The sequence below is a fragment of the Mesorhizobium sp. PL10 genome (assembly GCF_053714315.1).
The window spans coordinates 1-14321 of record NZ_JBSKBR010000008.1; the positions used below are offsets into that span (position 1 = coordinate 1).

Here is a 14321-nt window from a genome sequence, read left to right on the forward strand (position 1 = left end):
AACCCGCCAGCATTCTCATCTTGATTGACGCAACGCTCGCACCTTCATTGTCGCGCCGCAATGCGCGGCGGTGTATAATTTCCTGGGCGAAGGAGAGCATTCACTATCTTTGCTCGACGAAGCCGAAATGCTCGACCCGTTCCTTCCTGTGTGGTGCGTCGAGGAACGGGGCGTGGCCCTCTATTCGCTGGGCCGCCATGCCGAAGCCATTGAATCCTTCGGAAAGCTCACGTTTCAGACCATTCGTTCACGCCTCTATCGGGCGGCGGCGCTCGTGGCACTCAATCGAGCTGACGATGCCAGTCGAATGGTTAGGGAAGCTGTGGGTGGCAAGCCGGATCTCACAGCCTCCGACTTCACAAGTCGCGAGTATTACCGCGACCCGCGGAAGGTTCGGGAACTTGGCCGCTTGCTGAGAGAAGCAGGTTTGCCGCCGTAAGGTCACTGAGCGACCGTCTGCCGCAAATGACAACCCGTTCGACACACACTGTCGAAGTCTGTAACGACTCGACTCCGGTCGTTGCGATAGAAACCGGGAATGGCGGGGCGTGGCGCAAAGCTGCCTGTGGCCTCTGCAATAGCGATGACCGCTTTTGGTGAATGGACGGGATCGTAGGAAAGACATGTCTTCGTGGGGCCGGGAACTGACGGTCGGTCGGTGGCTCCGGAGACCAGATAGCAGACGTTCGTCCCGAGCGCCTTGTGTCCCCGGGCCATACCTGATGCCATTCGAAACGCCAGTCAGAGAGGTCTCCTGGCTGCGGGCCTTCGCGCTCTCGAAAAGTGCCAAGAGCGAATGGCGGACCTAGCAGCTAGCCCGGTTTGGGCGAGTCTACGTCACCCTGCAGGTCGGATTTTCGTTGTCGAATTTCGGTGACCCCGTACGGCGGACGATCCGTCCATCTCCACTCCCTTCAACGTAACGGAACGCAGATTGGACCTCACGATGCGACTCCGTCTCAATCCCAGCTGCCACCCTCTCGATCAGTCTTCCCTGAATGCGTGAGCCAAGCTGTCGGCAAATGGCTGGAACAGATAATCGAGCAAAGTGCGCTGCCCCGTCACAATGGATACGTCAACAGGCATGCCCGGATAAAGCTTCACATGTGGAAGCTCCTTAAGCTGGTCGGCGTTCACCTCAACGGTAGCATTGAAATACGTCGTCCCACTGTGTTCTTCGACCATCGCATCGGCCGACACACGAGTGAGCACACCTTCCAACGTTGGCGTCACCCTCTGCTTGAACGCGACGAGGCGTACCTCGGCCGGCAGGCCAGGGCGAACGATGTCGATATCCAGCGGTTGGATTTTCACGTCCAGAACCATCTTGTCCTGGCTGGGAACAAGATCGAGAATGTCACCGCCCGGGGCAACAACCCCACCCGGCGTGTGATAGCGAAGGTTCATCACAACCCCGTCTTCGGGGGCCACAATGTCACGGCGTCCCGCGCGCGCGCTGGTTTTCAGAAAGGCTTTTTCCAGTTCGGAGCGCTTGGTCTGAACGTCGCGAAGATCCTCCGAAGCCGTCTTGACTTGGGTAGCCCTGACATTTTCAATTTGGGCCTCGGCTTCCGCGATTTGCTGTTTCAGGCTTTCGATCCGCGCCCGGTTGGCCGCGGCATCGCCTTCGCTTGCGGCGAGTTGCCGCTCGAGAGTGAGCGCGCGAGACTTCACTCCGAAGCCCTTCTTGAGAAGCGACCGAGCATCCTTCAGTTCCTCTTGGAAGGAGGGTATTTGGCGCTCAGTTGCATCGATCTGCGATATCAGCGCCGAAATCTGCGCCTGATATTGCGCAATCCGTTGCTGCCACACTTCAACCTGCGACTTCACCACCTCGGCCTGGTCCGAAAAAATGCGTTTCTGTCCAGCGATGGCCTCGGCGACGGCCGGCTCACCGCGGCGGACCATGAGGTCCGGCGGGAACACGATTTCACCTGAGGCATCACGCTGAGCCAAGAGACGGGCTTCGTTGGCGAGCAAAGCATCGAGATCGCCGCGCACGGAATCGCGGTCGGACGAGGCATCGACACCATCGAGCCGAACCAGCACCTGGCCCTGTTTGACCGCATCGCCATCACGAGCAAGGATCTCCCGAATGATGCCCCCGTCGAGGTGCTGGACAGTCTTGCGGTTGCTGTCCACTTTAACCACGCCAGGAGCAATCGCCGCGCTCGTCAGCGGCGCGGTCGCCGCCCAAAGCCCGAAGCAACCAAACAGCAGGCCGATCACAACAAGCCCCCCAAGCACATGACCGCGGATCGGAGGGTAGGCAGAAGGCAGCGTGAGCTGCTGCGAGCCGATAGCCAGGACGACCTTGCTCATGACGCGGCCCTTTCGGTGCCCACCACCCGGACCTGAGGCACAGCCATGGATGGATCTGGACGACGGAGTTGGGCCAATACCGTATCGCGCGGCCCGAACATCTGCACCTGGCCGTCATTCAGCACCAGCACCGAGTCGACGTGGACCATCAGGGAGGGTCGATGGGCGACGACGACCACCGTCGTGCCAGCCTCTTTGATTGCGGCGATCGCCTGGTTGAGTGCCTCTTCGCCAGCAGCATCAAGGCTGGAATTCGGCTCATCCAACACGACAAGGGCCGGGCGGCCGTACAGCGCACGGGCGAGCCCGATCCGCTGGCGCTGTCCGCCGGACAACGCAGAGCCCTGCTCGCCGATCTCGGTGTCATATGCCTTCGGCAACCTCAGAATCATATCATGCACGCCAGCCATTCTGGCGGCGGCCACAATCGTGGCCGGATCGCCTTCATCCATGCGTGCGATGTTCTCGCGAATAGTGCCCGGAAAAAGCTCGACATCCTGCGGCAGGTAACCCACATGGCTGCCGAAGTCATCCCTGGCCCAGCTGAACACGTCCGCGCCATCGAGGCGCACCTGGCCGTGCTGCGGCGAAGCCATGCCCACCATCAAGCGCGCAAGCGTAGACTTGCCCGCGGCCGACGGACCGATGATTGCAAGCAGTTCGCCTGACGGGATCGAGAAGGTGACGTTCCTCAGCACCGGCGCCCTGGCTCCGGCGGGCGCGTAGGTCACCGCTTCGACGGATACGCTGCCGTGGGGCCTGGGCAGAGCCATACCGGCCGGACGCAATGGATCAAGTGCGAACAGTTTCTTGAGACGGCCCCACGCTTCGCGCGCGGCTGTTGTCTGCTTCCAGGTGCCGATCGCCTGTTCGACCGGAGCGAGCGCCCGTGACATGATGATCGAGGCGGCAACCATGCTGCCGGGCGAGAGTTCATGACGTAATGCGAGCCACGCGCCGAGCCCCAGCACCGCAACCTGCAGAAACATCCGGAAGGGCTTGGTGAAGGCATTCACCAGGCCGGCGCGGTCACTGGCCAGCGACTGCATGTTGAGCACTTCCGCATTGGCGGCATCCCAGCGACGGGCTAGCGCGGCGCCCATGCCCATGGCGTCAACGACTTCCGCATTTCGCAAACCGGATTCGACCGACCGAAAGGCCGACGCCGACGCGACATTCGCCCGCTTGAGAAGCCCTGCGGTCAGTACGTGATTGGCGATTGCCGTTGCGAAGAGAATGAGGCCGCCGCCAAGCGCCAATAGGCCGAGCAGCGGGTGCAGCATGAAGATGAAGATGAGATAGAGCGGCATCCATGGAGCGTCGAACAGCGCCAGGATACCGCCTCCACCAAGGTATCCGCGCAAGGTCGCGAGGTCGCGCAACGCTTCCGATCGGTAGCCATGGCCGCGCAGGGTGTTCTCTAGGGCTCGCCCAAGAACCTGAGGGGAGAGCACGCGGTCGATCCAGATGCCGAGCCGAACGAGCAGCCGGGACCGAAGGAATTCCAGTGCACCCATGGCCAGGAGCGCGACCGTCGCGATCACGGTCAGGTAAACCAGTGTTTCGACGCTGCGGCCGGTGAGCACGCGGTCGTAGACCTGCAGCATGTAGACCGATGTGGTGAGCACAAGGAGGTTGACGATAAGACTGAACCCCGCCACGGCGAAAAATCCGGCGCGGCAGCGGGAAAGCGTGTCGATCAACGGGTTATGGGTGGGCATTGGCCGACCTACTAAGGTGAACGCTGTCATACAACGCTTCCCCGTCCCCGAAGACGACTATGCGCTGTTCGGAGCTCTCGGAACGTTGGGCGAAGACTCTAGTGAGAAACTGGAGCGGTCCGGTGCCGGACCGCTCCAGGAATGACGTGCTCAGACCGACGCTGCCCAGGTAATGTGGCTCTCCACGGAAGCCTGATCCACCACTCCGAGCACGACGATGTCGAAGCTGCCGACGTGGATGACGGTGTCCGATCCGTTCATGCTGATCGTACCCCCCGCCGCCGTGAAAGCTTCGTGGGTGACGTCGAGGACGATATTGTCGTTTCCGTTTCCGAAATCGTGGATGTAGTTCGCGCTGGTATTGGTCGTGGTGCCACCACCTTCCAACCACGAAAACGAGTTATCGTAGTCGACGCTGCCAGCCTGCTGGTTCTTCGCGCCGTACGTATAGGCGGCGTGCTGCGTGGCGGTGTTCTGATCGTCGCCATACAGCGCGGCCATGGCTTCGCGCCAGTCCTCCAGATTGGAGACGAACGAATTCCATACGCCGTTCGTGTTGGCGCCGCTTGTCTGGGTCGGAACGATACCGTCGTGATAGTACTCGGTATGCAGCTGCGCTTCAGACTGCTGTAGGTTAATGTTGAAAACGAACTTGTCGTTCCCGTACCCGCCCGTGAGGTTGTTCGTACCCTGGGACTCAACGATCGTGTCGTTGTCCTGAACAACCTTTGTTCCAGAGCCGTTCACCCAAAATTGCTCGGTGGCCGCTCCGGATATGATCGTATCATCTCCGTTGCTGCCGGTGATCGTATCATTTGTCTGGCTGCTGTTGCCGTCGGTGTTTGCTTCGTTCGAAAGGTCGAGAGTGCCTCCACCCGCAGGCATCGTGTAATCTGCCACTTCATTCTCCTGTCATGTCGGGGACCCCAAGCGCCCCTTTGCTACCGGCGATGCCTTCCCTTTGTCGGAGCCAAGCATGCCCGGCGAAGCGGAACCTAAATTAGGATTAACTAATTGGAAACCCTCTTGAGCAATAAAACACATCCCAAAGTTAACGGCGTGGCAATGGCTTAGTTACCTGTATTGATGCAGCAAAGAAGGATTGGTAAATTGTGTCGTAGCTTCTTGGCTTCTGGCCCAAGCGCGGTGAGCCACGATTAGGTCAACTCCTGCGTGACCCAGCATCGTCCTCCCGCAGAGGGCGATGCGTTAAGCCTCCAAATAAGGCCTTGGCCATCCCTGCGGCTGTAAGTGCGATTCAGAGTTCACGTCGGATACGGCAATATGGTCCGGGATTGTCTGCTAACCCCCTGTGTCTCGACATCGTGTGTTCATCACGTCGATGCGCCGCATCGAACAATTGGACGGTCGCTGGAGCGACAAATGGTTGGCTTAACAGGATGCCGCCAGTTCGGGGGTTCGAACTAGCGATTGGCGTAGCCGCGTCTGGTTTGCGTGACATGCCCCCTTACTGGCAGCTCAGGTTCCGCCACAGCGATGTCCACTTCCAGGTGATGGAGAAGCTGTCTCTACCGACCGGAATGAGGCGCAAAGCGGTCGTCCACGCCTCGGCAGACCAAGCCTTTTTGGGATCAAGCTCAGCTGTTCAGAGTAACGAGATTTTACTCTAGACCTTGGTAGGCCCGCCAAAAATCAGCCCAAGAAACTCGCTCAGCCAGCGCTTGAGGTGCATATCCCAGATCAGCCGGCCGCCGAGATGGTCGCGGCCGGGCTGGGCGCCGGGCAATTCGAAACGGTGGGCGCCGCGCACCACCCAGCGCTGCATCATCATCCGGGTCAGCTCGCCATGGAACTGGATGCCCCAGGCATTGTCGCCATAGCGAAAGGCCTGGTTGGGGTAGGTTTCGGCGGTCGCCAGCAGCGTCGCATCCCTGGGCAGCGAAAAGCCTTCGCGGTGAAACTGGTAGACCATATCGGGCCAGTGCATCAGGTCTTTGCCGGCTTCGGTCGGCTTCAGCGGATACCAGCCGATCTCGACCAGCCCCTCGCCATGCCCCTCGACCTTGCCGCCGAGATGATTGGCCAGCATCTGCGCCCCTAGGCAGATGCCGAGGAAGGGCCGGTTCTCGCGCAGCGGCACGTTCAGCCAGTTGGTCTCGCGGCGGACGAACTCCTCCTCGTCATTGGCGCTCATCGGCCCGCCGAACACCACGGCGCCGGCATGCCCTTCCAGCGTTTCCGGCAGGCTGTCGCCCAGAGGCGGCCGGCGGATGTCGAGATCGAAACCTTCCTCGATCAGCATATGGCCGACCCGGCCGGGGCTCGAAGTCTCCTGGTGCAGCACGATCAGGATCTTTGGTTTCGAGCGCGGAGCTGGCGGCATGAAAAGGCGGGATCCTATTCGTCGCTCGACGTTCCGCTGGCGCCGGGCGCGGCGGCGGCGGCCTTGCGGCGCGCCTCGACGCGATCTTGGCGCTCGACGCCGATCAGCTCGGCAACGCGCCAGACCGTGTTGTCTTCCAGCTCATGCAGTTCGCCATCGGCATAGACGATTTCCCACATCAGGCCGATGAAGGCCTTGCGCGCATCGGCGTCGAGATGGCGCTTCAAAACGCTGGTGAAGGCATAGAGGTCGATCGCCTCATTGTCGGCGCGCTCGCCCGCGGCAGCCAGCGCATCGAGCTCGTCGCCGCTGATTGAATAGCTCTGCGCCAGCACCTGCTTGAACCGCTCCCACTCGACGTCCTGGCGCACGCCGTCGGCATTCATCACATGATAGAGCAAGGCCGAGGCGGCAACGCGCGGATCGTCCGCATTGGCGCGAGCCCCGGCGCCGGAAGGCAGGTCTCTCAGAAAGGACAGGACGCGTTCGAACATGGTGCTCACATCAGGTCAGGGTTCAAAACAGGCGGAACCGGCGCGGTGATTTTTCCGCTTCGTCGTCAGGATCGACGCCGGGGTCGTCCGGCAACCGGATAACCTCCTCGGCCGGCTCGACCGCCTCGGCATCCGACGGCACGGCGGCAAAGGCGGCGGCAGTGACCGGCGTGACATGGTCGTCGCTTACAGCAGGCTTCGGTTCCGTCGGCGCCTCGCTAATCGTCTTGCCGACGGCCGGATGGTCGATCACTTCGGCTTCTTTTGCCGGCTTGGCGGGCGCCGCAAGCACCGGCACCTCGGCCCCAGCCGTGTCCTCATGGCTTTCGATGAGCTGGCCGAGCCGCTCCATCGGCGCGCGCCAGGCGAAGGCGTCGAGCTTGCCGCTGACCGGCGACACCGGCGCCCATCGTTCGGAGACGACGCCGTCGGCGACCCAGGCCGGATCGCGCGGCGCCCTGACGGCCTTGGACAGCAATTGCCGGATCTTGCCCTGGTCGCCGGTCTCGGCCTCCTCGATATCGGCCAGCAGCAGGTAGGCGCCTTCCCGCCGATCCATGCGGATCGCCGCTTCCGCCTCGCGGCGGGCGGTGGAAAAATCCAGCGCGTCGAGCGCGGCGCGCGCCACCGTCATCGACGATTCGGCGTTGTTGCGCTTCAGCTCCTGCAGCTTCTTCGCCCGGTTCAGGCGATCGACCACCGCATCGCCCGGCCTTGCATGCGTGTAGAGTTCGGCGATCTCCGGATGCGGCTCCGCCTTCCAGGCTGTCTCCAGGATTTTCGAGCCTTTGCGCACATCGTTCTGCTTGAACAGAAGGGTCGCTGCGGCGACCGCCGCCGGCGCGAAATCGGGCGCGAGCTTGTTGGCCTCGACCGCCGCTGTCTTCGCCGCGTTGGGATCGCTGTCGGTCAGCGCCTGCGCCTTTGCGGTCAAAAGCACGGCGCGGCGGCGGTTGGCGGCGTCGCGTTCGATCTGCCGCGTCGACTTCTGCGCCTCGACCAGCTTCAGCGCGCCGTCCCAGTCGCCGCGCTGGGTCAATTCCTCCAGCGTCGATTCGGCAGCCCAGGCCAGTTGCGGCGCCACGGCAGCGGCGCGGCCGGCATAGTGGCGCGCCGCGTTGCGGTCGCCCAGCCGTTCGGCTTCGAGATAGAGCCCGCGCAGGCCGAGCAGCCGCATTTCGGGATCGTCGAGCATGGCTTCGAACTTTTCGCGCGCGCCCTCATGGTCGCCTTCGAGCAGCGAGGCCTGCGCTTCCAGGAGATGGATCAGCGGCTCCTGGTCGGAGCGGATCAGCTTGGCGGCCTCCTTGGTCTTCTTGCGCGCCAGTGCGCCATCGCCGGCGCCGGCGGCGATCATGCCGGTCGACAGCGCCTGGTAGCCGCGGTCGCGGCGGCGCACGCGGAAATAGCGCGAGATCGTGTACGGGCTGTTCCACAGCGACTTGATCAGCCACCAGACGATCATCACCGCGGCGACGACCGCAACGATCGCCACCGCCGCCACCATCAGGCTGACCTGGTACTGGTAGCCGTTGAAGGTGACGACCATCTCGCCGGGACGGTCGGCCAGCCAGGCAAAGCCCAGCCCGAGCGCGAAGACGACGGCGAGAAAGATGAGAATGCGGATCATCGTGTCGTCCTCATGCTTTCATCGCGCCCGCGATCAGCGCGTCGACCTGCGTCTCGACCTCGATGCGCGCTTTCAGTTTGCCGGCAAAGTCGGCGCCCGCTGCCTTGACCGCGTCCGGCAGCGTTGCATATTCGCTGAGTGCCTTGGCGTAGTCGCCCTGGTTGACCGCCACTTCCATGCGCGCCACGGTTTCGGGCGCGCCGGCGCCTTCGACGGCGCCGATCGGCCGCACCTTGACCAACGATTCGGCACTCGACAGAAGGTTCTGGAAGAAGCCGGCATTTTCGTCGACCGGCGTGGCCGCAGCGACCATGGCATTGGCCGCGGCATCGGCCTCGCCGGCGATTTCGGTGCGGGTAGGGACGCCCTTTTCGGCATAGGGACGCAACGCCGCGATCTGCGGCGCATCGGGCGAGATCGCCGCAAAGGTTTCCAACTCGGCGGCGAACGGCGCGCCACGGTCGAGCGCCGCCTTGAGCGCCGACGCGGCAATGGCCATCGCGATCTTCGGCTGCGAGGCCTGCGCCTCCACCTTGCCGGAGAGCTGCGTCACCGACTGTTCAAGTGCAGAGATCTTGCCTTCCTGTGCCTTGGCTGCCTCGCCGGCCGATTTCACCAGCGCATCCAGATTTGAAAGCTTTTCGTTGAGCGGCGCGAGATCGACCGGCGCCGCGTTGCTGGTTTGGCCAAGCGCCGCGACCGCAGTCTCGATCTGCTTGACCTTGTCGCCAAGCGCGGCAAGTCCGGCATTGTCGCCGGCGCCGCCTTGCTCGACCGCCGATTTCAGCGATGCGACATCGGCCTTGACCTGGTCCAGCGCCGACGACAGCCCGTCGACCTTGGCCGTTGCGGCGCCATTGCTGCCGGCTTCCCTGAGGTCGGCGATTTTGCGCTTCAGCGAAGCGATCTCGCCATTGACGCCCTCGAGCGAGACGGTGCCACCGCCCGACCCCGGGGCGCCGAGCACGCCGGCGAACTGCAGCCCCCCAGCGGCAGCCAGCGCGATCACCCCGCCAATGATACCGGCGGCAATGCCGTTCCCACGCTTCGGCTGCGCTGCCATGGGCTGGATCCTCATCTCGGCGGTATCAGGCGTTTCCTTGGGTGCACCCGGCTTGGGCGAGGCATCCTCGAAACTGTAGTCGGAGGTCTTGGCGCGTGGTTGCGTGTCGGAGGCTGTGGGATAAGGCCTTTCCGGTTCGCCGGACACCTTGGCATCGCTCTCCGGCGCGGCCTGCGCCGCGGCGTCGGAGTGCTCCCACGGCTCGAGATCGGCATGATCGGCATGAACCGGCTCGTCAGGTGTCTCCGGCTGCGCATCGGCCACGGCAGCCGCTTCCTCAGCCGCAACTGATTCGGCCGGGGCCTCGGCCTCGTCCGCCTTAGCGGCTTCCGCATCGACAATGCGCGAGACGGCGCCAGGTTCGAGTTCGATGGTCACCGGCTCGCGGCGGCCTTTCGAATGTCGCATCTTCGGCGTCTTGACCATGCCTGGGCTCCGCAATCCTGCTTCGTCTGGGCGCCCGATGGCGCGTGATGGTTTGAAAAATGGTCTAGCACATCATCATCAGGTGAAAAGGGGCGGCGTGATGACACGGGGCTCAGTCGCCACCGTGCAACAGATCAAGCAGCGCCTCCTCCCGCGGTTCCCGCGCAACTCGTATTTTTTTGCCGACGGTATCGCCAAGCGTCGCTGCTATCCGTTCGGAAAGGGCAAAAGCCTGTGTCTTTTCAAAAAGATAGTGCAGTCCTGCCCGGCTGGCCAAGGTCTGCATCACCACCGCCGCACTGGCCGAATAGAGCAGCACCGCATCGACCGGCTGACTGGACAGGCGCGCACGGACCTGATCGTCGGAATATTCGAGCGCAATCGTGTCATAAGTTTCGATGCCGCGGACCTCGACGCCGGCCTGTCGGAGCCGCGCCTCGAAGGCCGGAAACCGCACGCGCCCTGTGAGATAGACGATCACCTTGCCGGAAAGGCCGGCGGCAATCGCTTCGGCCAGCTTCTCGGCATCGCCCGGCCCTTCGCTGACCGACAGAAATCCCGCTGCACGCGCCGCTTCAGCCGTCCTTGCGCCAACGGCATGGCAAGGCAAGACGGCGAGCGCGTCGATCAACTCTTTGGGCGCATGGCGCACGGCATTGGCGCTGGTGATCGCAACGGCCGCGGCGTTGTCGCCCGCTGCATTTGCATCGACTGGTAGTGTCACCGTTTCGGTCAGAGGCAGAAGGATCGGCTCAAATGCCAATTCCTGCAGCCGCCGCATGGTGCGCGACGCCCCGGGTTGCGGCCGCGTCACCAGGACACGCATGTCAGACCCAGCCGTCGAAGAAGGCCTCGCCGGCCTTGACCCGCACGATCCTGGCGGCGTCCGTGCCGATATCGGCGGCATCCAGCGCCAGGCCTTCGGCCTTAACCTCATGCGATTGTGTGCCATCGGGCGAAATGATCAGTCCCGCGAAAACCAATTTTCCGCCCGCTACAGTCGCATAGCCGGCGATCGGTGTGCGGCAGGAGCCGTCGAGCGCCGCCAGGAAGGCGCGCTCACAGGCTAGCGCCTGGCCTGTCGGCACATCATGGATGGCCACCAGTATCTTTTCGACAGCGCTGTCGCCGATGCGGGTCTCGATGCCGATCGCGCCTTGCCCCGGCGCCGGCGGAAAAGCGTCGAGCGGCATCAGATCGGTGATGACATGGCCGAGCCCCAGCCGTTTCAGCCCGGCATGGGCGAGGATAGTGCCTTCGGCGACGCCTTCCTCCAGCTTGCGCAGCCTGGTCTGCACATTGCCGCGGAACATGACGACGTCGAGGTCCGGCCGCATACGCCGGATCAACGCCTGGCGCCGCAATGAGGACGAACCGACCTTGGCGCCTTGCGGCAAGTCGATAATGCGCTTCACGGCCTTGCCTATGAAGGCATCGCGCGCATCCTCGCGCGGCAGGAAGGCGGAAAGCTCAAGTCCATCCGGCAGCACTGTCGGCATGTCCTTGGAGGAATGCACCGCGATGTCGATCGTGCCGGCGAGCAGCGCCTCTTCGATCTCCTTGGTGAACAGGCCCTTGCCGCCGGCTTCTGACAGCGGCCGGTCCTGGATGCGGTCGCCGCTGGTCGAGATGACGACGACCTCGAACGCTTCCGCCGGCATGCCATGCGCTGCCATCAGCCGCGCCTGCGTTTCATGCGCCTGCGCCAAGGCCAGCGGGCTGCCGCGTGTTCCGATTTTCAAAGTTTGCATGGCGCGCGGTCCGTGATAACCCCCCGGCTGGCTTTGCGTTTCCGGCACTCTCCTAACGAGGCCCGCCTCTCCTAACGAGGAAAGTCCGGCGACACAATCTCTGGAGACAGCGACGAATTGATCCGCGTTCTGGGCATTGAGACGAGTTGCGACGAGACCGCCGCCAGCGTGGTGACGCTGGATGGCGCCGCCGCGCCGGTCATTGCGTCCAACATCGTGCTCAGCCAGATCGAGGAGCATGCCGCCTTTGGCGGCGTCGTTCCCGAGATCGCCGCGCGCGCCCATGTCGAGGCGCTGGACGGCATCGTCGAGGCAGCCCTTGCCGATTCGGGCACAACGCTTGCCGACATCGACGCCATTGCCGCCACCGCCGGCCCCGGCCTTGTCGGCGGGCTGATCGTCGGCCTGATGACGGCCAAGGCAATTGCCGCGGCGGCCGGCAAGCCGCTGATCGCCATCAACCACCTCGAAGGCCATGCATTGACCGCCAGGCTGACTGACGGGCTCGACTTTCCCTATCTGCTGCTGCTGGTTTCCGGCGGCCACACCCAGATCGTCGCCGTGCGGAGCGTCGGCGACTACCAGCGCTGGGCGACCACCATAGACGATGCGCTGGGCGAAGCTTTCGACAAGACGGCGAAAATGCTCGGCCTGCCCTATCCGGGCGGCCCGAACGTCGAAAAGGCGGCGGCCTCGGGCGACGCGACGCGCTTTGCCTTCCCACGGCCGATGAAGGGTTCGGCGCAGCCCGATTTCTCCTTCTCCGGCCTCAAGACGGCCGTGCGGCAGGCGGCGACCGCCATCCAGCCGTTGAGCGAACAGGATGTCGCCGACATCTGCGCCTCGTTCCAGGCGGCGGTGGCCGACGCACTGGGCGACCGCGTGGCCCGCGCGCTTGCCCGCTTCCGCCAGGAATTTCCCGACAAGACCACGCCGTCACTGGTCGTTGCCGGTGGCGTCGCCGCCAACAGCACGATCAAGGCGACGCTGCAGAAGCAGTGCGCCGAGTCCGGCTTTGCGTTTGTCGCGCCGCCGCTGAAACTGTGCACCGACAATGCGGCGATGATCGCCTGGGCCGGCATCGAGCGACTGCGGGCGGGGCTGTCTCAAGAGAATGGCTTCGATTTCGTGCCGCGTTCGCGCTGGCCGCTGGACTCGATCTCGACGCCGATGGTCGGCTCCGGCCGGCGCGGAGCGAAAGCATGAGCGCCAGCACGACAAGCGGCAGGGACAAGACCGGCTGGCGCGTCGCCGTGCTCGGCGGCGGCGCCTGGGGCACCGCACTGGCGCTGGCCATGCTGCGTGCCGGCCATGATGTCCGGCTCTACGCCCGCGACGAAGAAACGGTCGCCGCACTTCGTGGTGGGGCGAACCCGCGCTATCTCCCCGGTATCGCCATCGAGCCCGGCATCGCTGCGACGAGCGATATCGGCGCTGCCCTTGCCGACGGCGATTGCGTGCTGGCCGTGGCGCCGGCGCAAGCGTTGCGCGCCATGCTGACGACAGCGAAACCCCATATGCCGCAAGGCATTCCGCTGGTTCTCTGCGCCAAGGGCATTGAGCGCGACACCGGCGCGCTGCTGTCGGCCATCGTCGCGGACGTCCTGCCGCAAACCCCGGTTGCGGCCCTGTCCGGTCCGAGCTTTGCCACCGATGTCGCGCGGGGCCTGCCAACCGCCGTCGTGGTCGCCGCTCGCGACGAGACTTTGGCGGCCGAACTCGCCGCGCGGTTTTCGGCGCAAAACCTGCGCTGCTATTCCAGCGACGACCTGATCGGCGTCGAGATCGGCGGCGCGCTGAAGAATGTCTTTGCCATTGCCGCAGGTGCCGTCACCGGTGCCGGGCTCGGCGCCAGCGCGCAGGCCGCCATGGTGACGCGCGGCTTCGTCGAACTGCGCCGCATCGGTGCTGCCTTCGGCGCCAGGCCGGAGACGCTGATGGGGCTGTCCGGCCTCGGCGATTTGCTGCTCACTTGCTCGTCCGCCCAATCGCGCAATTTCGCCTACGGCCTGGCGCTGGGGCAGGGCAAATCCTTGGCCGGCCTGCCGCTCGCCGAAGGCGTGCCGACGGCGGCAATCGCCGCCCGCATCGCCACCGAGCGCGACATCGACGCGCCGATCATCGCGGCGGTGTCGGCGATACTGGACGGCACGATCACCATACGGCAGGCTGTAACGGCATTGATGACCCGGCCGCTGAAGACCGAAACCGATCTCTGATCCCCAACAAACCGGAGTTTTGAAAACATGCTGTTTGCGTTGGTATGCAAGGACAAGCCCGGAAGCCTGCAGGTGCGTGTCGACACGCGTCCCGCCCACGTCGCCTTTCTCGAGGGCCTGAACGCCGACAAGAAACTGGCCTTTGCCGGCCCCTTCCTCGATGCCGACGGCAAGCCGAACGGCACCCTTGCGGTGATCGAAGCGCCGGACCTCGCAGCCGCTCAGGCTTTGTCCGCGGCCGACCCCTATGCCAAGGCCGGCCTGTTCGAGAGTGTCGAAATCCGCCAGTGGAACTGGACCTTCAACAAGCCCGCGGCTAGTTAATTCAGCCCACGCCAAGGAGGAAGAAAG

At 63.9% G+C, this 14321-nt stretch carries 13 protein-coding genes; 4 read left to right on the plus strand and 9 right to left on the minus strand.

The window, feature by feature from the left end; all coding sequences use genetic code 11:
• The first annotated feature begins 109 nt into the window (after positions 1 to 109).
• The gene (locus tag ACWGTO_RS14515; RefSeq protein WP_454575515.1) at positions 110 to 439 is read left to right on the plus strand and encodes a hypothetical protein; all 330 of its coding nucleotides are present in this window, start codon (positions 110 to 112) and stop codon (positions 437 to 439) included.
• A gap of 545 nt (positions 440 to 984) precedes the next feature.
• Here ACWGTO_RS14515 and ACWGTO_RS14520 read toward each other — a convergent pair.
• From ACWGTO_RS14520 to hemC, 9 genes are all read right to left on the minus strand, one after another.
• Positions 985 to 2322, minus strand: coding sequence for an HlyD family type I secretion periplasmic adaptor subunit (locus ACWGTO_RS14520; RefSeq protein WP_454575516.1), 1338 nt, complete (start codon positions 2320 to 2322; stop codon positions 985 to 987).
• Positions 2319 to 4043, minus strand: a complete 1725-nt coding sequence (locus tag ACWGTO_RS14525) for a type I secretion system permease/ATPase (protein ID WP_454575517.1) — start codon at positions 4041 to 4043, stop codon at positions 2319 to 2321. Before ACWGTO_RS14525 ends, ACWGTO_RS14520 begins: the two co-directional genes overlap by 4 nt.
• 150 nt (positions 4044 to 4193) lie before the next feature.
• A complete protein-coding gene (locus ACWGTO_RS14530) occupies positions 4194 to 4943 on the minus strand; it encodes a hypothetical protein (protein WP_454575518.1) in 750 nt (249 codons plus the stop codon).
• Between the two features lie 727 nt (positions 4944 to 5670).
• Entirely contained in the window at positions 5671 to 6387 is a 717-nt protein-coding gene (locus tag ACWGTO_RS14535) for a glutamine amidotransferase (RefSeq protein ID WP_454575519.1), read from the minus strand.
• A gap of 14 nt (positions 6388 to 6401) precedes the next feature.
• Positions 6402 to 6881: a tellurite resistance TerB family protein gene (locus ACWGTO_RS14540; protein ID WP_454575520.1), complete on the minus strand. Its 480-nt coding sequence runs from the start codon at positions 6879 to 6881 to the stop codon at positions 6402 to 6404.
• Positions 6882 to 6903: 22 nt separating this feature from the next.
• Entirely contained in the window at positions 6904 to 8511 is a 1608-nt protein-coding gene (locus ACWGTO_RS14545; RefSeq protein WP_454575521.1) for a heme biosynthesis HemY N-terminal domain-containing protein, read from the minus strand.
• Positions 8512 to 8521: 10 nt separating this feature from the next.
• On the minus strand, positions 8522 to 10000 hold the full coding sequence (locus ACWGTO_RS14550; protein ID WP_454575522.1) for a COG4223 family protein: 1479 nt from the start codon (positions 9998 to 10000) through the stop codon (positions 8522 to 8524).
• A gap of 112 nt (positions 10001 to 10112) precedes the next feature.
• Positions 10113 to 10826 (minus strand): uroporphyrinogen-III synthase, encoded by a 714-nt coding sequence (locus tag ACWGTO_RS14555; RefSeq protein ID WP_454575523.1) that lies wholly within the window; start codon positions 10824 to 10826, stop codon positions 10113 to 10115.
• Between the two features lies 1 nt (position 10827).
• Complete coding sequence (gene hemC, locus ACWGTO_RS14560) at positions 10828 to 11751, minus strand: hydroxymethylbilane synthase (protein WP_454575524.1); 924 nt, start codon at positions 11749 to 11751, stop codon at positions 10828 to 10830.
• A gap of 120 nt (positions 11752 to 11871) precedes the next feature.
• Between hemC and tsaD the strand changes: the two genes are divergently transcribed.
• The 3 genes from tsaD to ACWGTO_RS14575 are packed head-to-tail and all read left to right on the plus strand — an operon-like array spanning position 11872 to position 14294.
• A complete protein-coding gene (gene tsaD / locus ACWGTO_RS14565; protein WP_454575781.1) occupies positions 11872 to 12957 on the plus strand; it encodes a tRNA (adenosine(37)-N6)-threonylcarbamoyltransferase complex transferase subunit TsaD in 1086 nt (361 codons plus the stop codon).
• A complete protein-coding gene (locus ACWGTO_RS14570) occupies positions 12954 to 13970 on the plus strand; it encodes an NAD(P)H-dependent glycerol-3-phosphate dehydrogenase (protein WP_454575525.1) in 1017 nt (338 codons plus the stop codon). The genes tsaD and ACWGTO_RS14570 overlap by 4 nt, the downstream gene beginning before the upstream one ends.
• Before the next feature lie 27 nt (positions 13971 to 13997).
• A complete protein-coding gene (locus ACWGTO_RS14575; RefSeq protein WP_454575526.1) occupies positions 13998 to 14294 on the plus strand; it encodes a YciI-like protein in 297 nt (98 codons plus the stop codon).
• The last annotated feature ends 27 nt before the right edge of the window (positions 14295 to 14321 follow it).